The following is a 19640-nucleotide window of genomic DNA, read 5'->3' as shown; positions in this document are numbered from 1 at the left end:
GGGATGGCCGTCCCAACGGAGGTCCGAGCGCGGGTGGAGGCGTTGCGCGCCGAGATCCGGCGCCACGACTACCTGTACCATGTCCTGGACCGTCCCGAGATCACCGATGCTGAGTACGACCGGATGTTCCGCGAGCTCGTGGACCTCGAGGCCCGCTACCCCGAGCTCGTGACGCCGGACTCGCCGACCCAGCGGGCCGGCGCACCGCCCGCGGCCGAGTTCCGCCCCGTCCCCCACGCCCTCCCCATGCTCTCCCTCCAGAACTGCTTCCGCGATGAGGAGCTTGCGGAATGGCACGACCGGGTGCGGCGGCTCCTCGGGGAGGAGCAGGTGGAGTACGTGTGCGAGCCGAAGCTCGATGGCCTATCGGTGGAGCTCGTGTACGAGGACGGGGTGTTCGTCGTCGGCTCCACGCGGGGCGATGGTCGGGTGGGCGAGGATGTGACGGCCAACCTGCGGACGATCCGCCAGCTCCCGCTGCGGCTGTTCCCGGTGAACGGGAGCGTGCCCCGCCTCCTCGAGGTGCGGGGCGAGGTGTACATGGAAAAGGCGGCGTTCCTCCGGCTGAATGAGGAACGGGCCCGTCGCGGGGAGCCGGAGTTCGCCAACCCCCGCAACGCCGCGGCGGGGAGCCTCCGCCAGCTCGACCCCGCGATCACCGCCCGCCGCCCCCTCAAGCTCTTCTGCTACCACGTGGGACGGGTGGAGGGGATCGAGATCCGCTCCCAGGCCCAGCTCCTGACCACCTTCCCCTCCCTCGGCCTCCCCGTGAACCCACGGTGGAAGCTGGGCCGGGATCTCCCCGAGGTCCGGGCCTACTACCGCGAGCTCCTCGCCGCGAGGGACGAGGTCCCGTACGCCACGGATGGGATGGTGGTCAAGGTGAACGACTTCTCCCAGCGGGAGAGGCTGGGGGAGATCGCCCGCGCCCCGCGATGGGCGATCGCGTACAAGTTCCCCGCTGAGGAGGCCCTGACCCGGGTGCGGGAGATCGTGGTCCAGGTGGGGCGGACCGGGGCCCTGACCCCCGTGGCCCACCTCGATCCGGTCGAGGTGTCCGGGGTCACCGTGTCACGGGCCACCCTCCACAACGAGGACGAGGTGCGCCGGAAGGACGTGCGGGTCGGGGACTGGGTGATCGTGCGGCGGGCGGGGGAAGTGATCCCGGAGATCGTCCGCGCCCTTCCCGAACGCCGGACGGGAGAGGAACGGGAGTTCCAGATGCCCGAGCTCTGTCCGGCGTGTGGGGGCCCAGTGGTGCGACCGGCGGGCGAGGCAACCCACCGCTGCGAGAACCTGTCCTGCCCCGCGCGGATCAAGGAGGCGATCCTCCACTACGCCTCCCGCCGGGCAGCGGACATCCAGGGGTTGGGGGAGAAGCTCGTGGACCGGCTCGTCGAGACAGGGCTCGTCGCGCGCATCTCCGACCTGTACCGACTGCGCCGCGAGGACCTCCTGGCCGTGGAGCGGATGGGGGAGAAGTCAGCTCAGAACCTGCTCGGTGAGATCGAGCGCTCGAAGGGGATGTCGCTCGCCCGGCTCATCTTTGCCCTCGGGATCCGCCATGTGGGGGAGCGGGTCGCGGAGTTCCTCGCGGAGCGGTTCCCCTCGCTGGAGGCCCTCTCCCACGCCACAGTGGAGGAGCTGACGGCGCTCCGCGGTGTGGGCCCCCAGATCGCACAGAGCATCGTTTCCTTCTTCCGAAACGAGGAGAACCAGCGGCTGATCGCGGAACTGGCAGCGGTCGGGGTGGATCCCCGCGCCGGGGAGCCGCAGGCAGGCCCCCTCTCGGGCAAGGTCTTCGTGTTCACGGGGACCCTCGGGGGGCTGACCCGTGACGAGGCCCAGCGCCTCGTGGCCTCCCGCGGAGGTCGGGTCGCCTCCACCGTGTCACGTCAGGTGGACTACGTCGTCGCCGGGGAGAACCCGGGGAGCAAGCTCGACCGGGCGCGCGAACTGGGGATCCCCGTGCTCACCGAAGCGGAGTTCCGCCGCCTCATCGGCTACTAGGCGGTGGCGATGAGCTGGCGGTAGAACTGGAGGGCCTTCTCCCCCCACGCTTCCTTCAGCCTTTTCAGGGCCCGTTCCTCAAGCTGGCGGGCCCGCTCGCGGGACACGCCGAGGGCTTCCCCGACCTCGGCCAGGGTCCAGGGCTCTCCTCCCTCCAGGCCATACCGCCAGCGCAGGATCTGGGCGTCGCGGGCCGGGAGCCGGTTCACGACCGCGATGAGCTCGTCGTGGAACAGGGCCTGCAGCGCAGCCTTCTCCGGACCGGGCAGCGTTTCATCCGCGACGAGCTCGTCGAGCGTCTCCAGGCCCTCGTCATCTGCGAGCGGGCTGTCGAGGGAGATGACATCCGCCACGGTCCGTTCCACTTGCTGCACGCGATCGAGGGTCATCCCCGGGGCGAGGAGGAGGTCGCCCCACTCCTGGACCTCGCTGCCACCGAAGCTCGCCCGTAGGCGATGGAACCGGACGATCGCCCGGAACAGGTGGACGGGGATCCGGATCATCTGAGCCTGGCGCTCGATCGCTGCCCCCATCGCCTGGCGGATCCACCACCGGGCGTAGGTGGAGAGGCGAACTCCCCGCTCGGGATCGAACCGATCCACCGCCTCGATGAGGCCGAGGTTCCCCTCCTGGATCAGGTCAATGAGGTCCAGCCCAACCTCACCGTACTCCCGGGCCATGGACACGACGAGGCGCAGGTGGGACACGATGAGGCGCTCCCGTGCCCCGTGATCGCCGTTGCGCATCCGCATGGCGAGGTCCCGCTCCTCATTCTCCTCAAGGAGCGGGAGGCGTGCCACCTCGGCGAGGTAGATGGACAGGGCATCTGCCTCATCCTGGCGTTGGGCTTCCTCGATGAATTCCTGCTCAGCCGTGTCCATGGTTCGTCCCAAGCGGAGTGTACCGGGGGGCAACCGGTCGTCCAAGGGAGTTGCTTTCCTCCCCTTCCCGGCTATACTTGCGACCGTAGGACCGTACGAAATGCAGCACCGCAGTGGCTGCTCGGGGTTTCCCTATGCAGCGAAGAGGGGCTCATGTAGACGGTCGAGACACAAGAAAAGGGGGGAACAACCGAATGGCCACGGGTAAAGTGAAGTGGTTCGACGACGCGAAGGGGTATGGCTTCATCGAGCAGGATGGAGGCCCAGATGTGTTCGTGCATTTCTCGGCGATCACCATGCCTGGGTTCAAGAGCCTGCGCGAGGGCCAAGTCGTGGAGTTAGACGTCGAGCAGGGCCCAAAGGGGCCGCAAGCCAAGAACGTGACACCGCGCTAGACCCAAGCTGTGCCGATGAAGAGGGCCCTGGAGAACCAGGGCCCTTTCCTTTTGGGGGAGCTCCGTCCGCTGGGCGAGGACGCTACCGGCTGAGCTGGGCCACACGGAACTCGTCGAGGAGCCGGATCCCGGCAGCGAGGTCCTCCTCGGCGAGCTTCAGCCGGGCGAGGGCCGGCACGGGGAGGCGGGCCAGGGCATCGAGGGACCGCCACAGGCGGGGCGGGACGGGCTCCCCCCGGCCCCCACAGCGCACACAGAGGAGCCCGCCCCTTTCGGGGGACCACGTCAGGCCAACGAGGGCCCCGCACCGGACGCAACCGCGGAGATGGGGGGCATGCCCGCCGGCGCCAAGGAGCCGCAGGAGATAGGCCACGGTGAACACGGGGGGAGGGAGGCCCTCGTCGAGGCCAGCGAGGGCCTCCAACGTCAGGGCGTAGGGGCGATCATCGGGCGCGTCGGCGGGCACGAGGTCCACCACCCACGCCAGGGCTTTCAGGGCAGCCGTGGCCCGTTCGAGGTCGCCCCGGACATGGGGGAAGGTGCGCACGAGGCTCGCCTCCTTGAGGAGGTGGAGGCCGCGGCGGCGGTAGTGGATCACGTCCACGACGTGCAACGGATCGAGCACCGCCCCCACCGGTCCCTCCAGGCGCCGCGCCCCCTTCGCCAGGACGTCCAGCCGGCCGCGGGGGGTGAGGAGGACCGCAATCCGGTCCGTCTCAGCGTGGTCCTGGGTGCGGAGGACGATCCCCCGATCCCGGGAGAGCTCGGCCATAGCCTACTCGGGCGCCCCGGCGAGGATCTGAACGCCCTTCGAGGCCCCGATGCGGTTCGCCCCGGCCTGGATCATGCGGAGGGCCGTCTCGTAGTCGCGGATCCCGCCCGCGGCCTTAACCCCGAGCGCCGTCCCCACCGTGCGGCGGAGGAGGGCCACGTCCTCGACCGTCGCCCCCCCGGTGCTGAACCCCGTCGAGGTCTTGACGAAGTCCGCCCCTGCTTCCTGGGCGAGCTTCGCCCCGACCACCTTCTGCTCAGCGGAGAGGAGGCAGCACTCCAGGATCACCTTGAGGACGATCGGCCGAGGCGCTGCCTCCCGCACCGCGCGGATGTCGGCGAGGGCGCGGGACCGATCCCCCTCCTTGAGCGCGGCCACGTCCACCACCATGTCCACCTCGTCCGCGCCATCGTCCACCGCGGCCCGCGCCTCGCACGCCTTGACCTCCGGCTTGTGCTGGCCATGGGGGAACCCGACGACCGTGCACAGGCGCACCTCCGTATCCCGGAGGAGGGACTTCGCCCACGCCGCATGCCCGGGCGGGATGCACACCGCGTAGAACCCGTGCTGAGCCGCTTCCGCACACGCCTGCCTCACCGCGGCGCGTCCCGTCTCCGGCCCGAGCACCGTGTGGTCAATCATCTTCGCCAGTTCCGCTTTCGTCATCCATCCCTCCTCACGGGCGCCACGCCCACGCTGCTTCTGTGAACCGGTGAAGCCGCGCCAAGTCCACCTCCACCCCCAAGCCTGGCCGCTGGGGGACGCGGACCCACCCCTCCTCCAGGCGGAACGGGGGGAGCGCGATGTCCTCCTCGTAGTAGCGGTCCGTGGCCGAGATGTCGTGGGGGAGCGTGAACCCCGGGAGGGAAGCCAGGGCGACGTTGACGGCGCGGCCGATCCCCGTTTCGAGCATCCCCCCACACCACAAGGGGACCCCCCTCGCCCGAGCGAGGTCGTGCACGGCGAGGACCGCAGACAGGCCCCCGATCCGACCCTGTTTGACGTTGATGATCCGGCACGCTCCGAGCTCGAGCGCCTCCCATGCCCGGTGAGGGGAGGAGATGGACTCGTCGAGGCAGAGCGGGGTGCGCAGGGTCCCCGCGAGCCGGGCATGGCCGACGAGGTCGTCATAGGCCAGGGGCTGCTCGACCATGAGGAGCCCGAACCGATCGAGCTCCGCGAGGTGAGGGGCCCTATCGAGCGTGTACGCGGCGTTGGCGTCCACGGACAGGGGGAGATCGGGAAACTGCTCCCGCACCGCGGCCACGGGTTCAAGGTCCCACCCCGGCTTCACCTTGAGCTTCACCCGCTGGTACCCCGCCGCAACGTACGCCGCGACGCGGGAGATGAGCGTCGCAATGTCGGGCTGGATCCCCACGCTCACCCCGGAGGGGACCCTGTCCTGTGTTCCCCCGAGGACCGCGGCGAGGGGCTTCCCCTCCCGCTGGGCGTGGAGATCCCACAAGGCGGCCTCCACGGTGGCCTTGGCCATCGGGTGCCCGCGGATCGGGGCGAGGAGCCGGGGGACATCCGTGGGATGGGAGATGCCCTTCCCCGCGAGGAAGGGGAGGGCGAAGTCGAGGATCACGTGGCGGGCCGTATCCGTCGTCTCCGCGGAGTACCACGGCCCACGATCGGCCACACACTCCCCCCACCCCGTGAGCCCGTCGGCAGCAAGGGAGAGGAGGAGCGCGGTTCGCATCCTCTCTTCCCCAAAACTCGTCACGAACGGGGCGACGAGGGGCAGCTCCACGAGGGAGAGGGTCGCACGCTCGATCCGGATCACGGCCGCTCCAGGACTTGGGCGAGGGAGGCCTTCTCCAGGACGAGGAAGCTCCGATCCCCCTGGCGGAACAGCGAGGTCACGAGGTAGCCCTCATCGAGGTACGCGCCGAGCGCCCGCCGCGCCTCAAGCCGCCAAGTCCGGGCGAGATCGAGGTCTGCTCGGCGCACCGTCTGGAGGTCAGACGGGATCTCGAACAGAAGGTTGGGGGCCCGGAGGTCCGGGCGGAACCCAGCCGGGGCACGGAGCCCCGTCGCCGTACGCTGGGTGCGGTTGATCGTCTCCAGATCCCCCAAGGCAAGGGCGGGCGGCCTCTCCCCGGCGAGGTGGCCCTTCGCCCGCGGCGAGTCGAGGTGCCACTGGCACAGAAGGCGATCCGTGTCGATCCCCCGGTTGCGGACGTCGCGAAGCTCCCCGAAGTAGTTCGGCAGGTACTCGGTGACCACCCCCCCCAGCTTGTTGAGGTTAAAGTGGGCGTTCCGGGATTCCAGCGGATCGAACGTCCAGGTGATGATGCGGATCCCTTGGGCGAGCACGCGCTCCCGCTGGGCGCACTTGAGCCGGTAGCCGATGCTCCGGTCCTGCCAATCCGGCCGCACCGCGGCCATCAGCGAGTGGTGGCGGAGGGTCGTCCCAGCGAGGAGGCCGACCACGGACAGGGTGAACCCGATCATCTCCCGCCCCGGGCCGATCCCGTCGAACGCGCCGAGGAGGAGCCCGCCCGCGCTCGTGACCATGTGGATGAGGTGGTCGGGGATCACCGCCACGTCCGCAAACCCCCACACCTCCTGCTGCAGCCGCTCGCACGCGCGGTAGCCCACCCTATCCCGGACCGGCTCGATCACCACCTCGTCGCAGAGCTCCATGCGGGAGGAAGTATAGCATGCCGTTCCCCCTTCTCGGCCGCGCGGCCCGCCGGAGCCGAGAAGCCCGGGCGAGGCCCGCGGCGAGCCCGGCGATTCCTCCACAGCTCTGCCACAGGCCTGCCACGGGACCTTCCCCGCGCGCGCGGACACTGCCGCCCTCGATGCCTAAGGAGGTTCAGCATGAAGGGAGATCGGCGGTTCGGTGCCACCATCGTCGCGCTGCTCCTCGGATCCACGTTTGCCCTGGTCGGCAGCGCTCAGACGGACGAACCGGGGGTGGGGCAGCCCCCCGTCAACCTGTTCGGGGGTGGGACGTTCCCCGGCGGCTACCTGAAGTACACCTACACCATTTCCCGTCAGGGAGGGATCCAGCCCTCCACCACCACGACCGAGATCACGCTGCTTCCTGACGGCACCTACTCCGTCGTCTCGACGAGCACGGAGACGGTGTCGCTGGAGATGGTGAACATCGGGTTCTTCGGCATCCCCCTCCCCCGGCTGGGCATCCACGTACCGGAGGACGCGAGCGGGACCCTTGACCTCTCCCCCCTCTCCACCATCGCCTCCGCGGCGATCGAACCGGGCAAGAACTACCTCCTCCCCGATGGTGGCCGGTTCCAAGCCGGGGAACTGGGGACGATCGCCGGGGTTCAGGTCATCCACGGCACCTACACCCACGCCGACTACATGAACGTTGAGATCGATCTCGCGTTCGCGGTGGATCTAGCGATCCGCGGGCTGCTGCCGTTCCCGGCGAAGATGGTGTTCCGCTACAGCGCGGCCTCCACCGACGAGCACCCGTTCCGGATGTTCAGCTCGGTCGAGCTATCCGAGTTCGTCTACACGCCCTGAGGAGGACCGTTGATCGCGTTCCACGATGTCCATAAGACCTACCCGATGGGCGAAACGCGCGTCGAGGCGCTGCGCGGCGTTTCGGTGGAGATCCCCCGCACGCACCTGACCGCGATCATGGGCCCCTCCGGCTCGGGCAAGTCTACGATGCTCCACTTGGCGGGATGCCTCGACACGCCGACGAGTGGCCGTGTGACCTACGACGGCCAAGACCTGGGCTCCCTTTCGTCGCGGAGGCGAGCCGAGTTCCGTGCCACCCAGGTGGGGTTCGTGTTCCAGAAGTTCAACCTCATCCCGAACCTGTCCACACTGCGCAACGTCGAGCTACCGCTCCTCCTGCGCAGCGAGGCCGCGCCCACGGCGCGAAAGAAGGCCCTCCATGCCCTGACCGTGGTCGGGCTGACCGACCGCAGTCACCACCGCCCGACGAAACTCTCCGGCGGCGAGCAGCAGCGCGTGGCCATCGCCCGCGCCCTCGTCCACGATCCCCCCCTCATCCTAGCTGACGAGCCAACCGGCAACCTCGACACGGGGACCGGAGAGCGCATCCTCGAGCTCCTCCGTAGCCTCGTGCGCGCCGGCAAGACCATCGTCGTCGTGACCCACAACCCGGAGATCGCTCGGGAGGCGGATGCCCTTATCGCCCTGCGCGATGGAAAGGTGGAATCCTTCTCCGAAGGGAGCGGAGGGCGCCCGTGATCCTCCCCTTGATCAAGCTCGCGATCGGGAGCATCCGCAGCCGGAGGACGCGCTCGTGGCTGACCGTAATCGGCGTCCTCATCGGCGTAACCGCCGTCGTGTCCCTCCTCTCCATCGGGACCGGGGTCGAGCGCGCTGTGCTTCAGGAGTTCACGGACATCGGGTACGACATCATCATCATCGCCCCCGGCGGCATGGCCGGCCCGCCCGAAGAGGGGACGTTCGGACCAGGAACGGCTCCCGCTTCCCAGCCTGGCAGGGGCCAGGCAACGGCCACGCCCCCCTCCAGCGGAGGGACATTCGACCCCAGCCGGATCGGCCAATCCGCCGCAAACGCCGCGGGAGCGGGGCTCCCCCCGGTCAGCGCCGTGGACACGGAGCAGCTCGTGCAGGCCGTTCCAGGCTTGGTCGAGGCCGGCAACGTGGGCACGCGGGTGGTGAGCGTGGACGGCCCGGCGGCGAGCGGGTTCCTGCGGCTCACCACCCTGTCGCAGGGCTTCCTCCAGGCGTTCCCGTCCATCGTCGGCGGGTTCGAGGTCCAGCGTGGCACCTCGTTCACCGGCACCGCGACGAATGAGGTCGTGGTCGGCGCGCGCAGCGCGACGAGCCTCGGGGTCACGGTGGGCGACACGATCCGTGTGGACGGGGAGGCATTCACCGTGGTCGGGATCCTCGCTCCATCGAGGGCGGCGGACGACGAGGCGGCCAGGGGGGCCACCGTCAGCGCGACGCGGATCGCCACCGATGCGGCCCGCACCAGCGGCGCCTCGTTCCTGACGCGGAGGATGACGAACACCGACGACTCCCTGTTCGTCCTCGAGGAGCGCGCAACGGCATTGTGGACCGGCCAGGATGGGAACCTGACCACGATCGCACGGATGGCCGCTGGGGCCGACGTCGCAGAGGTGCTCGCCGGCATCACCGCTGAGCTCACTGCGCAGGGCGTACGAGGGACCCCGACCTCCGTGCAGCAGATCGCGGCAAGCATCCAGGGCACCCTGGGAATGATCGCCACCGTGCTGGCGAGCATCGCGGCTGTGGCGGTGGTCGTCGGAGGGGTAGGCATGATGAACACGATGTACACGTCGGTCCTGGAGCGGACACGGGAGATCGGCATCCTCAAGGCGGTCGGCGCCCGCGACGGCCAGGTGATGGCGTTGTTCCTCGTGGACTCCGGCCTGATGGGCCTCATCGGCGGCGTCCTCGGCCTCATCGCGGGCGGCATCCTAAGCTTGTTCGGCACGCGCCTCCTTGGGCCAGCACTCGGCGTGGGATCGTTCCGACCCGTGTTCGAGCCCGCGCTCATCCTGGGCGTGGTCGCCGCTTCGTTTGTGATCGGCGCCCTGTCCGGCGCGTGGCCGGCGTGGCGCGCGTCGCGGCTGAACCCGGTAGAGGCATTGACCACCGAGTAGCCACACCCATCCGTGGTGCCGGCGGAGGGAGCCGCGCTATGATGGAACCATGGGTGTGATCTCCTACGCGTTCATCGTGGCGGCGGGCTACCTGCTTGGCGGGATCCCAACGGCATTCCTCATCGGCCGACTGTGGGGGGTGGACATCCGCCGCGTGGGGTCGGGGAACGTGGGAGCGACGAACGCGCTGCGGACCTTGGGGTGGAAAGCGGGGATCACGGTGATGGCGCTGGATGTGGCCAAGGGCTACCTCGCCGCGGGCCTGCTGCCGCTCCTTCCCGTGTGGGAGGGGGAGAGGGTGTACCTCGGGATGGCAGCGGGGGTGGCCGCGATCCTCGGGCACGTGTTCACACCCTACCTTCGGTTCCGGGGGGGAAAGGGGGTCGCCGCAGCGGCGGGGGTGCTCGCCGCGCTCGCCCCGCTCCCCACGGCGATCGCGGCCGGAGCATTCGCCCTTGTCGCGTTCGGAACGGGGATCGTCTCCCTGGCGTCCCTCACCGCAGCGGTGGCCCTCCCCGTGGCCGCGTTCCTCCTCGATCGCACCGCCGCGTACGCCGTGCATCCGGCGGTGCGGGCGGTGACGGTGGGGTTGGTGCCGTTCATCTTCTACACCCACCGCCAGAACATCCGCCGCCTCATCGCAGGGAAGGAGAACCGGTTCCGACGCCCCTGGGAGAGGCGGAGCGGGAGGGGGTGAACCCTCTTCGGCCGCGTCCGTTGAGGGGGCAAGGGGACGGGGTAGAATGGGGCTCTCGGGTCGTTCCTGATCTCAAGCCGAGTCGCGTCTAGGCCGGTTTCCGCCGGCAACGGGCGAGGGAGGGAGAGGGTGAAGGTCGCAGAGAGGCGCATCGCCGAGTGGTGGGAGGCCCCAGGGATCGATGGCCGCGAGGCGTTCGACGAAGAGATCCTTTACCTGAACAGCCTAAGCGAGGAGATCTCCCTCCCCCGGTGGGCGATCCTCGTCCGGGACCGGATGCCGCGGTGGGGGTTTGAGCCCTGTGCCCATCGGTTCCTGGAGGGCCTGGAACAGGTCCTGGCCATGATCGGGGCGGGGCGCGTCTGGCCGCGGTTCGGCGGCTGCGGCGACATCCCGTTCTCCGTACAGCGAAACCTCCTCCGCCTCGGTACGGGGCTGGTCCAGTGGGCCGACCACGGCAACGGGAGCGGTCCCCTCGTGGGCTCGCTCGGAACCCACACCCCGGAGCGGGCCGAGGCGGCCCGCGCGATGGGGGAGGTCGTCCTGGGGATCGGCCAGGGAGCGGCAGCGCTCGATGCAACCCTCGACCGCTGGGCGGACAAGGCCCAGTTCCCTCCCGCGCGCGCCCTCGTGGATGGAGAGGAGGCCCCCCTCTCCGTGGTCGCCCAACATCCCTGTGCCTACACGCTACTGTGGAACCTCGACCGCCTCGCCCACAGCATCGGGAACGGCGAACCGCCGTCGGCACTCGTGTGCATCCCTTCCCTCCGGATCGCCCCAAAGCTCGACCCAGAGCGTATCTCCACCCTGCGCGACATCGGCGAGGCCCTCGCCCAGTGGATCCAGAAGGGGCCACCGCGGAACTCCCTCGAGGAGAGGGTCCACGCCATGGTCGGTCCGCGCGACGACGTGCGGCGGTGGCTGGTGGCCTCCCTCTACAAAACCCTCAAGCTGTGGCAGGTCCACCTGGATACGGTCCTCGGCGAGGAGCATCCCTACCTGTCCCTCATCTAGGGTTGCGCGCGCCGTCTTCCCCGCTACCCTAGGCACCACCATGGCTACGTTCGTCCTCGTCGAGCACCCGCTGATCAAGGCCAAGCTCACGATGCTCCGCGATCGGCGCACGGACCGCCTCCAGTTCAGGCAGATCCTCGAGGAGGTCACCGCGCTCATGGTGTACGAGATCACGCGGGACTTCCCCCTCCGCCAGGTCGAGGTGGAGACCCCCCTCGAGCGGACGGCGGGGGTGGAGCTCGCCCGCCCCGTGGTGCTCGTCCCGGTCCTCCGGGCAGGCATCGTCATGCTCGACGGCGTCCTCGACCTCATCCCCAGCGCCCGGGTCGGGCACATCGGGATCTACCGGGACCCTGCGACCCTCAAGCCCGTGGAGTACTTCGCCAAGCTCCCCGCCAACCTGAGCGATGCGTTGGTGATCGTGGTCGATCCGATGCTCGCCACCGGCGGGTCGGCTGCCCGTGCGGTATCGATCGTGAAGGAGCGCGGGGCGCGGGATGTGCGGTTCCTGTGCCTCGTCGCTGCCCCGGAGGGGCGGCGGGCAATCCACAACGCCCATCCCGACGTCCCAGTCTACGCGGCCTCCCTCGATCGGGAGCTCGATGCCCATGGCTACATCCGCCCCGGCCTGGGGGATGCCGGGGACCGCCTGTTCGGCACCTAGGGGATGCGATGAAACGGTGTGCGCTCGTCACCGGCGGATCGCGGGGGATCGGGGCTGCGGCAGCGGTGAAGCTTGCCGCGCAGGGCTGCGATGTGGCGCTGAGCTACCGTACCCAGCGTACGGCGGCGGAGGAGGTGGCGGCGGCCATCCAACGCCTCGGCAGCCGGGCCTTCATCCTTCAAGCCGACCTCGCCGACTTGGAACAGGCGCGGGACCTCGTCCACGAAGCGGCCGAGGGCCTGGGAGGACTCCACATCCTCGTGAACAACGCGGGCTACGTGCAACGGGTGCCGTGGGAGGAGCTGTCGCTCGAGGATTGGGAACGGATGCTCACGGTGGGGCTCACGGCCGCGTTCGTCTGCTCGCGGCACGCGGTCCCCTACATGCGGGAGGGGAAGTACGGGCGGATCGTGAACGTCTCTTCCCTGCGGGCCCTCACCGGCTCGGCCCACGGGATCCACTACGCCGCCGCCAAGGCAGGCCTCCTTGGCCTCACGAAGTCCCTCGCCCTCGCCGTGGCCCCGTTCGGGATCACCGTGAACGCGGTGTGCCCCGGGTTCGTGGCCACGGAGATCAACCAGGAGGCGCTCGCCGCGCGGGGGGACGAGATCCGGGCCCAAATCCCCCTCGGCCGCGTGGCCACGGCGGACGAGATCGCCGCTGTGATCGCGTTCCTCTGCTCGGAGGAGGCGGGCTACATCACCGGGGAGACGGTCTCCGCCAACGGCGGCATCCGCATGGGGTAGGATGGACCGACACCAGTTGGGGCTGTCCACATTCCTGTGGCCGGGGATGGACGTCGAGCGGTGGCTCGAATTGGCGCTTGGGCTCGGGTTGGGCGGGGTCGAGCTGCGGGCCGACCCCCGCGCCGCCGGCCCGGGGGACCTTTCGCCCGCGGTGCGCCTCCGGTTGCGGAACCAGTTGGCGGAGCGCGGCCTGTGGAGCACGGTCCACGCGCCGATCTATGACCTGAACCTCGCTTCCCCCCTGCGCGCGATCGCTGCGGCATCGGTGGAGGAGGTGATCGGGGCGTTGGACCTTGCCTCCGACCTTGGATCGCGCCTCCTCGTTGTCCATCCCGGGCACGTAGACTCAGACTACCTGCCCCTCACGGGGGAACGGGACCTCGCCTGGCGCCGGTTCTCGTTGGCGATAGAGGTGATCCTCGCCCGTGCCGCGCGGAAAGGGGTACAGGTCGCGCTCGAGAACAAGCAGCGCCCCCGCGGGTGGGACATGGTGCACACCCCAGCGGAGCACGTTCAGGCGGTGGATCGGTTCCCTGGGCTTGGGGCGTGCCTGGACTTCGGCCACCTCCACACCACCGGAGGGGACCCCACGGCCTACGTGGCCGCGCTCGGGGAGAGGCTCGTCCACGTCCACCTCCACGATAACCGCGGGGAGCGGGATGAACACCTGCCCCTCGGCCGCGGGAGCCTGCCGTGGCGGGCGGCATGGGCAGCGCTCTCTAGCGCCGGGTACCGCGGCCCCATCGTGCTCGAGATCCCTGATCCCGACGGGCTGCGGGAGTCGGTCGCCGTGCTGGAGCGAGGATGAGGGCCCCCCGCTGGTACTGGGCGTACGTCCTGTCCAACGCAGCGATGGGTGCGGCGTCGCCCCTCCTTTCGCTTTACGCCTATTACCTTGGGGCGACGGCGGGCACGGTGGGAACCCTGGCCGCCGTGGGAAGCCTGATGAACATGGTGGCAAGCCTGGTGTGGGGGAGGCTTCTCGACCGCACCCGGCGGCGGCGGGTGTTCGTCGCGCTGAGCTTCTTCGGGGTCGGGATCGCCTACCTCCTCCTCCCGCTCATCACGCAGCTCCCCCAGCTGCTCCTCGTCAACGGCTGGGTTGCGTTCGCCTGGATGGCCGCCTCGTCGGTATCGATCCTCCTCGTCCTCGCCGGGTTCCCCAAGGAGCACTGGGAGGGGGAGATCGCCCGGTTCAACGTGTACTGCGGGGTGGGGTGGACCCTCGGCCTCGCGTTGGGTGCAGGCTGGATTGCGCTCGTCGGGCGGGCCCTCGGGGAAGGGTGGAGCCTCAAGTCGCTGGGGATCATCGTGGGCGCCCTTGCGCTCGGAGGCCTGCTCGTTGCCCTGCGGGAGATCCGCGAGCCCCGCATCCAGATCGAGGCCCCTTCGTTCCGGGACATCGCGGTTGCGGTAGGGAATTTCCTCTACGAGCGGTTCCGCTACGGCCCTGTGCAGCTCTATGACATCCTCCGCCCATCGCAACTCGTGCGGTTCCTGCAGGGGCGCACGGCCTTCGGGCCGGACTTGGTCCTGTGCTACTACGCGGCGATGCTCGCCTTCGGGGGATTCTCCATCGTGTTCGCACCGTTCCCCGTGTTCGTGCGCCAGGAGCTGGGATGGCCGAGCGAGCTCGTGTTCGCGCTGAACGTGGTCCACCACGGGGTGAGCGTGGTCGCGTTCGGACTGGCGCGCCGCGCGGTTGCGCGGTGGGGCCACCGCCCGGCGGCGGCGCTCGCCCTCCTCGGCCGGGCCGGGATGTTCGTGGGGTTCGCCCTCACCACCCCGCACGTGGCGCGCTGGCTCCTTCCTCTCCTGTGGGGCGTGGCCGGCGCAACGTGGGCCCTGTTCCAACTGTCAGTGACGGCGATCGTCTCCCGTCTCTCCCCGAGCGGACTCCAAGGCCAGGGACTCGGGATCTACAACGCCGTGGCGGGGTTGGGGAACGTGCTGGGCGCCCTCGCGGGGGGATTCGTCGCCGATTTCATCGGGTTCCCCGCCGCCTTCCTCCTCGGGGCGATGCTGATGGTGGTGGCCCTCCCGATCCTCCTCGTGGAGGGGCGCCCCGTCTCGTAGGGGGCTACTTCTTCTCCGTTTGGACCACGACCATCCCGTTGTAGTACCCGCACGACGGGCACACGCGGTGGGGGAGCCGGAACTCGTGGCACTGCGGACACACGGCAGCAGGCATCATCTGCGCCCGCCACTGGGTACGGCGAAGCCTCACCTCGCGGTGGGACTTTCGTGATTTCGGAACTGCAGCCATCAACCCTCCTTAGGTGCGTCCCAATTGTGCCGGCGCCCGCTCCAAGATCAAGGTCACCGGCCCGTCGTTGACGAGGGCAACCTCCATCCGCGCCCCAAACAGGCCGCTCTGGACGGGGAACCCCTCCTCCCGCAGCCGGGCGAGGAACGTCTCGTACAGGGAAGCGGCCTCGCTGCCCGGCGCCGCCCGGTCGAACCCGGGGCGGCGGCCCTGGGAAGCATCCCCGTAGAGGGTGAACTGGGATACGCACAGGATCTCCCCCCCCACGTCGCGGAGTGAGCGGTTCATCCGACCGTCGTCGTCGGGGAAAACGCGCAGCTCAGGGATCTTGCGCGACCAGAACCGGAGTTCATCCTCATCATCCCCCCTGCCGATGCCCACGAGGAGGAGGAGCCCCCGGCCGATCCGGGCGACCTCGCGCCCCGCGACGCGTACGCTCGCCTCGCTCACCCGTTGCAGGACGATGCGCATCTAGGGGCGCAGCGATCGCACGTAGGCGACGAGCCGGCGCAGCTCGTCCACCGGCAGGCCATCGAGGAGGTACCCGATCTCGCGGGTGAGATCGGCTCGCTCCCGCTCCTGGCGGCTCCGCTCCCGGAACGCCTGTTCCGCGAGGCGGTGGGCAGGGTGGTTGATCTCCCGCTCCACGAAGTTCACCCGCCAGCGCGGGAGTTTGGAGAGGAGATCGAGGGCGTTGCGGTTCAGGAGCTCGAGGTGGGGCTCGCGGACCTGGTAGAACCCATTGACCTGGTTGGCGACGACCTGGTTATCAGTGAGGAACACCGCCTCGTCCGGGGAGAGAGCGAGGGCGAGGCGAATCCCGTCGAGGAGGGCCTTGTACTCAGCGACGTCGCTCGTCGCCCGGCCGATGAGCTTCGACTCCTGCCCGAGGACCTGGCCCTTCTCGTCCGTGACGAGGATCCCAATCGCGGCCTCCCCAGGGCTACCGTGGGAACTGCCATCCACGTTCACGAAGATCTTCCGCATCCCCCCTCCTCAACCGAACTGGGTTCTGGGCCCGGCAGGGTTTGAACCTGCGACCAACCGGTTATGAGCCGGCTGCTCTACCCCTGAGCTACGGACCCGCCGGCCCATGGTAGTCGCGCTCTCTGGCAGCAGCAACTCGCGCCAGGACCCGCTGACCCGCGGCGACGACGGCGGAAGGGGTGATCCCGAACTCGCGGAGGAGGACCGGCCCCGGGGCGCTCGCCCCGAACGACGACAGCCCAACGATCTCTCCCTCCAGGCCCACGTAATGCTCCCACCCCAGCCGGATCCCGGCCTCGACCGCCACCCGCGCCCGGACCGCGGGAGGGAGGATGTGATCCAGGTACGGAGCAGGTTGACGGTCAAATAGCTCCCAGCTTGGAAGGGCCACGACCCTCACCCGGAGGCCGTTTCCCGCCAGCTCCTCCCCCGCGGCGAGGGCGAGGTGGACCTCCGATCCGGTGGCGATGAGGATGAGCTCCGGCACGGCGCCCGAGGAGCTCTCCCACAGGATGTATCCCCCCTTGCGCAGCCCAGCGGGGGGGGCGAGGCGGGAGCGATCGAGGACGGGGAGATCCTGGCGGGTGAGGACGAGGGCGGTGGGCCCCTCCTGACGCTCAAGTGCTGCCCGCCATGCCGCGACCGTCTCGCCCGCATCGGCGGGCCGGATCACGGTCAGGTTGGGAATAGCACGCAGCGAGGCGAGGTGCTCCACCGGCTGGTGGGTTGGGCCGTCCTCGCCAAGGGCGATCGAGTCGTGGGTGAACACGAACACGACGGGGGCGCCCATGAGCGCGGCGAGCCGGATCGGGGGCCGCATGTAGTCGGAGAAGACGAGGAACGTGCCGGCAAACGGCCGCACCCCGCCGTGGCGGGCCATCCCCACCGCGATCGCCCCCATCGTGTGCTCGCGAACGCCGAAGTGGAGGTTCCGCCCACCGTGATCCCAGCGGCCGCCGACCGCGCCCTGGATGCCCGCCCGGCGGCCGGGGGCCTGGAAGTCCCCTTCCCCCTTGAGCCAGGTGAGGCAGGACGGGTTGAGGTCCGCCGACCCGCCGACGAGCTCGGGGACGGCCTTGGCGAGGCTCTGCAGGACCGCCTCCGATGCCTTGCGGGTGGAGATCGCCTTCCCTCCTGCCGCGAACGAGGGAAGGCCCGCATCCCAGCCGACGGGGAGCTCGCCCCGCAGCCGGCGGCTGAGCTCCCGGGCGAGCTCGGGGTGGTCCGTCCGGTAGCCACGCATCGCCTCGTCCCATCGCTTCTGGGCTTCCGCGCCGCGGGCCGCCGCGTCCTGGAACGGCCGGCGGGCTTCGTCCGGGACGAAGAAGGGGGGCTCCTCCGGCCAGCCCAAGGCTCGTTTCGCCCCCCGCAGCTCTTCCTCCCCGAGGGGGGAGCCGTGGGCGTGGAACGTACCCTGCTTCTGCGGAGCCCCATAGCCGATCGTCGTCGAGACACAGATGAGCGAGGGGCGGGCGGTCTCCTCCCGCGCCGCCTGCAGGGCGCGGTCGAGCGCGGTGAGGTCGTTCCCATCCAAAACCTCGGTCACGTGCCACCCCTGGGCGGCGAACCGCGCCGGCACGTCCTCGGTGAACGCCAGCTCGGTCGAGCCAGCGAGGGAGATCCCGTTCCGATCGTAGAGGACGATCAGCTTCCCCAGGCGAAGGTGCCCCGCGAGGCCGCACGCCTCGGCGGAGATCCCCTCCATGAGGTCCCCATCGCTCGCCAGGACATAGGTCGTGTGGTCCACGACCCGGTAGGGGGGGCGGTTGAACCGCGCGGCGAGGTGGGCCTCGGCCATCGCCAGCCCCACCGCCATCGCCAGCCCCTGCCCCAGCGGGCCGGTCGTCACCTCCACCCCTGGGGTCACCCCGGCCTCAGGATGCCCTGGGGTCCGGCTCCCCCACTGCCGGAACCGCGCCAGCTCATCCCGGGGGAGGTCGTAGCCCCCGAGGTGGAGGAGCGCGTAGAGGAGGGCCGACCCGTGCCCCGCAGAGAGAATGAACCGGTCCCGGTCCGGCCACGCCGGATCGCGGGGGTTATGCGTGAGGTGGCGCGTCCACAGAACATAGGCCATCGGCGCCGCGCCGAGGGGGAGCCCAGGGTGACCGGACTTCGCCTCCTCCACCATGTCCGCAGCGAGGAATCGCACGGCGTTCACGGCTACACTCTCGGTTCGGTTCACCAGGCCCTCCTCCGGTTCAGGAGGATTATAGCCGTCAGCTCACGGAGACCAGGGGTTGGCACGCCACTCGGTAACGGTCTATCCTTCATCCGTGACGCTCGATCGGTATGCGCTCGCCCCGATGAAGGACCTCTGGACGCCCGACGCCCAGTACGAGAACTGGCTGCGGGTCGAGCTCGCCGCCCTCGCGGCCCTGGAGGAAGCAGACGGGGTCCCGGCTGGGACAGCGGCCACTGTCTCCGCGCGGGCGAGGATCGATCGGGACCGAATTCGGGCCTGGGAAGAGGAGACGGGGCACGACCTCCTGGCGTTCCTGTGGGCCCTCGAGGAGGCCGTGGGCCCGGAGGGGCGCTGGCTCCACTACGGCCTCACCTCGTCCGACGTCAAGGACACCGCCCTCGCCCTGACCCTCGTCGCGGGCCTCGACCTCGTCCTCGACAAGGCCGCGCGGCTGGGGGAGGCGGTGGGGGAGCTCGCGGAGCGGCATCGCGATGTCCCGATCCTCGGCCGGACCCACGGCCAGTGGGCGGAGCCGACCACGTTCGGACGGAAGGCCCTCGCCTGGTACGACGAGCTGGGGCGGGTGGTCTCCCGGCTCCGCCGGGCGCGGGACGGGATCGCAGTGGGGAAGCTCTCCGGCGCGGTGGGGACCCATGCCCACTACCCTCCCCAGGCCGAGGAACGGGCCCTCGCCTCCCTCGGGCTTCGGCCCTGTCCGATCGCGACCCAAATCGTGTCCCGGGACCGGCACGCGGAGGTCCTGTTCGCCCTCGCTTCCGCGGCGTCCCTCGTCGAGAAGATCGCCCTCGAGGTCCGCCACCTCTCCCGATCCGAGGTGGGGGAGGTCGCGGAGGGGCGGCCGGAGGGATCGTCGGCGATGCCCCACAAGAAGAACCCGATCCTCTCCGAGCGGCTGTGCGGCCTGGCCCGTGTCGTACGGGCCGGGATCGGCCCCGCCTGGGAGGACAACGCCCTCTGGCACGAGCGGGACATGTCGCACTCCTCGGTGGAGCGGGTCCTCCTCCCCCAGAGCTTCATCCTCGTGGACTACATGCTCGACCGGGCAGCTGGCCTCGTGCGCGGCCTCGTGATCTTCCCGGACCGGATGAGGGCCTGGATCGAGGAAGCGCGGGGCCTCCCGTTCTCGGAGGGGCTCCTCCTCGCCCTCGTGCGGTCGGGGCTCGGCCGGCGCGAGGCCCACGAGCTCGTGTCCCGCCTCGCCGCCATGGCCCGCGCGACCGGAAGCGACCTCGCCCAGGTGGCAGCGGCGGACCCGATCGTCCGCGCCCGGCTGAGCCGGGAGGACCTGCGGTCCGCGTTCGACCTCCGCTCCGCCCTCGGCGACGTCGGAGCGGCGTTCGACCGCGTGCGCAGGGCGGGGTATACTGCGCCCGGAGATCGCGATGGTTGAGCG

21 protein-coding genes and 1 tRNA gene are annotated in these 19640 nt (G+C 70.0%); 12 read left to right on the top strand and 10 right to left on the bottom strand.

Annotation, left to right across the window (positions count from 1 at the left end; all coding sequences use genetic code 11):
- The first annotated feature begins 3 nt into the window (after positions 1-3).
- Positions 4-2010 carry an NAD-dependent DNA ligase LigA gene (gene ligA / locus BARAN1_RS02105; RefSeq protein ID WP_122031752.1) on the top strand — a complete coding sequence of 669 codons (2007 nt, stop codon included), beginning with the start codon at positions 4-6 and terminating at the stop codon, positions 2008-2010.
- On the opposite strand, the gene BARAN1_RS02100 is transcribed toward ligA, so the two are convergent.
- Positions 2007-2891 (bottom strand): sigma-70 family RNA polymerase sigma factor, encoded by an 885-nt coding sequence (locus tag BARAN1_RS02100; RefSeq protein ID WP_122030679.1) that lies wholly within the window; start codon positions 2889-2891, stop codon positions 2007-2009. The two genes, ligA and BARAN1_RS02100, sit on opposite strands and share 4 nt — an antisense overlap.
- Positions 2892-3085: 194 nt before the next feature.
- On the opposite strand from BARAN1_RS02100, the gene BARAN1_RS02095 reads away from it, so the two are divergent.
- Positions 3086-3286 carry a cold-shock protein gene (locus BARAN1_RS02095; RefSeq protein ID WP_122030678.1) on the top strand — a complete coding sequence of 67 codons (201 nt, stop codon included), beginning with the start codon at positions 3086-3088 and terminating at the stop codon, positions 3284-3286.
- Positions 3287-3368: 82 nt separating this feature from the next.
- Here the strand turns inward: BARAN1_RS02095 and recO are convergent, their stop codons facing one another.
- From recO to BARAN1_RS02075, 4 genes are read right to left on the bottom strand one after another with little or no spacing between them, the layout of a single operon-like run.
- Positions 3369-4058 carry a DNA repair protein RecO gene (gene recO / locus BARAN1_RS02090; RefSeq protein WP_122030677.1) on the bottom strand — a complete coding sequence of 230 codons (690 nt, stop codon included), beginning with the start codon at positions 4056-4058 and terminating at the stop codon, positions 3369-3371.
- A 3-nt stretch (positions 4059-4061) separates the two neighbouring features.
- Complete coding sequence (gene deoC, locus BARAN1_RS02085; protein WP_122030676.1) at positions 4062-4724, bottom strand: deoxyribose-phosphate aldolase; 663 nt, start codon at positions 4722-4724, stop codon at positions 4062-4064.
- A gap of 10 nt (positions 4725-4734) precedes the next feature.
- Positions 4735-5844 carry an o-succinylbenzoate synthase gene (gene menC / locus BARAN1_RS02080; protein ID WP_420196455.1) on the bottom strand — a complete coding sequence of 370 codons (1110 nt, stop codon included), beginning with the start codon at positions 5842-5844 and terminating at the stop codon, positions 4735-4737.
- Positions 5841-6707, bottom strand: coding sequence for a hypothetical protein (locus BARAN1_RS02075; RefSeq protein ID WP_122030675.1), 867 nt, complete (start codon positions 6705-6707; stop codon positions 5841-5843). Before BARAN1_RS02075 ends, menC begins: the two co-directional genes overlap by 4 nt.
- A 180-nt stretch (positions 6708-6887) precedes the next feature.
- On the opposite strand from BARAN1_RS02075, the gene BARAN1_RS02070 reads away from it, so the two are divergent.
- From BARAN1_RS02070 to BARAN1_RS02030, 9 genes are all read left to right on the top strand, one after another.
- Positions 6888-7559, top strand: coding sequence for a hypothetical protein (locus BARAN1_RS02070; RefSeq protein ID WP_122030674.1), 672 nt, complete (start codon positions 6888-6890; stop codon positions 7557-7559).
- A 9-nt stretch (positions 7560-7568) separates the two neighbouring features.
- Positions 7569-8258, top strand: coding sequence for an ABC transporter ATP-binding protein (locus tag BARAN1_RS02065; protein ID WP_231944283.1), 690 nt, complete (start codon positions 7569-7571; stop codon positions 8256-8258).
- Positions 8255-9670: an ABC transporter permease gene (locus BARAN1_RS02060; protein WP_122030673.1), complete on the top strand. Its 1416-nt coding sequence runs from the start codon at positions 8255-8257 to the stop codon at positions 9668-9670. The genes BARAN1_RS02065 and BARAN1_RS02060 overlap by 4 nt, the downstream gene beginning before the upstream one ends.
- A 49-nt stretch (positions 9671-9719) precedes the next feature.
- Complete coding sequence (gene plsY, locus BARAN1_RS02055) at positions 9720-10367, top strand: glycerol-3-phosphate 1-O-acyltransferase PlsY (protein ID WP_122030672.1); 648 nt, start codon at positions 9720-9722, stop codon at positions 10365-10367.
- 129 nt (positions 10368-10496) lie between these two features.
- Positions 10497-11381 (top strand): hypothetical protein, encoded by an 885-nt coding sequence (locus BARAN1_RS02050; RefSeq protein ID WP_122030671.1) that lies wholly within the window; start codon positions 10497-10499, stop codon positions 11379-11381.
- A gap of 40 nt (positions 11382-11421) precedes the next feature.
- Entirely contained in the window at positions 11422-12045 is a 624-nt protein-coding gene (upp, locus tag BARAN1_RS02045) for a uracil phosphoribosyltransferase (RefSeq protein ID WP_122030670.1), read from the top strand.
- Between the two features lie 8 nt (positions 12046-12053).
- Positions 12054-12791 (top strand): SDR family NAD(P)-dependent oxidoreductase, encoded by a 738-nt coding sequence (locus BARAN1_RS02040; protein WP_122030669.1) that lies wholly within the window; start codon positions 12054-12056, stop codon positions 12789-12791.
- A gap of 1 nt (position 12792) precedes the next feature.
- Entirely contained in the window at positions 12793-13599 is an 807-nt protein-coding gene (locus BARAN1_RS02035; RefSeq protein ID WP_122030668.1) for a sugar phosphate isomerase/epimerase family protein, read from the top strand.
- Positions 13596-14867, top strand: coding sequence for an MFS transporter (locus BARAN1_RS02030; RefSeq protein WP_122030667.1), 1272 nt, complete (start codon positions 13596-13598; stop codon positions 14865-14867). Before BARAN1_RS02035 ends, BARAN1_RS02030 begins: the two co-directional genes overlap by 4 nt.
- A gap of 4 nt (positions 14868-14871) precedes the next feature.
- Here BARAN1_RS02030 and rpmF read toward each other — a convergent pair whose 3' ends face one another.
- The 5 genes from rpmF to tkt all read right to left on the bottom strand — a co-directional run bounded on the left by rpmF (position 14872) and on the right by tkt (position 18172).
- Positions 14872-15057 (bottom strand): 50S ribosomal protein L32, encoded by a 186-nt coding sequence (gene rpmF, locus BARAN1_RS06805; protein WP_122030666.1) that lies wholly within the window; start codon positions 15055-15057, stop codon positions 14872-14874.
- 9 nt (positions 15058-15066) lie between these two features.
- Complete coding sequence (dtd, locus tag BARAN1_RS02020; RefSeq protein ID WP_122030665.1) at positions 15067-15528, bottom strand: D-aminoacyl-tRNA deacylase; 462 nt, start codon at positions 15526-15528, stop codon at positions 15067-15069.
- Positions 15529-16044 (bottom strand): ribonuclease HI family protein, encoded by a 516-nt coding sequence (locus tag BARAN1_RS02015; protein ID WP_122030664.1) that lies wholly within the window; start codon positions 16042-16044, stop codon positions 15529-15531.
- A 26-nt stretch (positions 16045-16070) separates the two neighbouring features.
- Positions 16071-16142, bottom strand: a tRNA-Ile gene (locus BARAN1_RS02010).
- Positions 16133-18172, bottom strand: coding sequence for a transketolase (gene tkt / locus BARAN1_RS02005; protein ID WP_122031749.1), 2040 nt, complete (start codon positions 18170-18172; stop codon positions 16133-16135). The genes BARAN1_RS02010 and tkt overlap by 10 nt, the downstream gene beginning before the upstream one ends.
- A 145-nt stretch (positions 18173-18317) precedes the next feature.
- On the opposite strand from tkt, the gene purB reads away from it, so the two are divergent.
- A complete protein-coding gene (gene purB, locus BARAN1_RS02000; RefSeq protein ID WP_122030663.1) occupies positions 18318-19637 on the top strand; it encodes an adenylosuccinate lyase in 1320 nt (439 codons plus the stop codon).
- Positions 19638-19640: the final 3 nt, after the last annotated feature.

The sequence above is a fragment of the Candidatus Bipolaricaulis anaerobius genome (assembly GCF_900465355.1).
Lineage (GTDB): Bacteria > Bipolaricaulota > Bipolaricaulia > Bipolaricaulales > Bipolaricaulaceae > Bipolaricaulis > Bipolaricaulis anaerobius.
This window is presented reverse-complemented; position numbering and strand designations above follow the sequence as displayed.

Bases quoted from the DNA above. Each gene is read 5' to 3' on its own strand.
- ligA (WP_122031752.1), top strand. From the start codon at position 4: ATGGCCGTCCCAACGGAGGTCCGAGCGCGGGTGGAGGCGTTGCGCGCC.
- BARAN1_RS02100 (WP_122030679.1), bottom strand. From the start codon at position 2,891: ATGGACACGGCTGAGCAGGAATTCATCGAGGAAGCCCAACGCCAGGAT.
- BARAN1_RS02095 (WP_122030678.1), top strand. From the start codon at position 3,086: ATGGCCACGGGTAAAGTGAAGTGGTTCGACGACGCGAAGGGGTATGGC.
- recO (WP_122030677.1), bottom strand. From the start codon at position 4,058: ATGGCCGAGCTCTCCCGGGATCGGGGGATCGTCCTCCGCACCCAGGAC.
- deoC (WP_122030676.1), bottom strand. From the start codon at position 4,724: ATGACGAAAGCGGAACTGGCGAAGATGATTGACCACACGGTGCTCGGG.
- BARAN1_RS02075 (WP_122030675.1), bottom strand. From the start codon at position 6,707: ATGGAGCTCTGCGACGAGGTGGTGATCGAGCCGGTCCGGGATAGGGTG.
- BARAN1_RS02070 (WP_122030674.1), top strand. From the start codon at position 6,888: ATGAAGGGAGATCGGCGGTTCGGTGCCACCATCGTCGCGCTGCTCCTC.
- plsY (WP_122030672.1), top strand. From the start codon at position 9,720: ATGGGTGTGATCTCCTACGCGTTCATCGTGGCGGCGGGCTACCTGCTT.
- upp (WP_122030670.1), top strand. From the start codon at position 11,422: ATGGCTACGTTCGTCCTCGTCGAGCACCCGCTGATCAAGGCCAAGCTC.
- BARAN1_RS02040 (WP_122030669.1), top strand. From the start codon at position 12,054: ATGAAACGGTGTGCGCTCGTCACCGGCGGATCGCGGGGGATCGGGGCT.
- BARAN1_RS02035 (WP_122030668.1), top strand. From the start codon at position 12,793: ATGGACCGACACCAGTTGGGGCTGTCCACATTCCTGTGGCCGGGGATG.
- BARAN1_RS02030 (WP_122030667.1), top strand. From the start codon at position 13,596: ATGAGGGCCCCCCGCTGGTACTGGGCGTACGTCCTGTCCAACGCAGCG.
- rpmF (WP_122030666.1), bottom strand. From the start codon at position 15,057: ATGGCTGCAGTTCCGAAATCACGAAAGTCCCACCGCGAGGTGAGGCTT.
- dtd (WP_122030665.1), bottom strand. From the start codon at position 15,528: ATGCGCATCGTCCTGCAACGGGTGAGCGAGGCGAGCGTACGCGTCGCG.
- BARAN1_RS02015 (WP_122030664.1), bottom strand. From the start codon at position 16,044: ATGCGGAAGATCTTCGTGAACGTGGATGGCAGTTCCCACGGTAGCCCT.
- tkt (WP_122031749.1), bottom strand. From the start codon at position 18,172: ATGGTGGAGGAGGCGAAGTCCGGTCACCCTGGGCTCCCCCTCGGCGCG.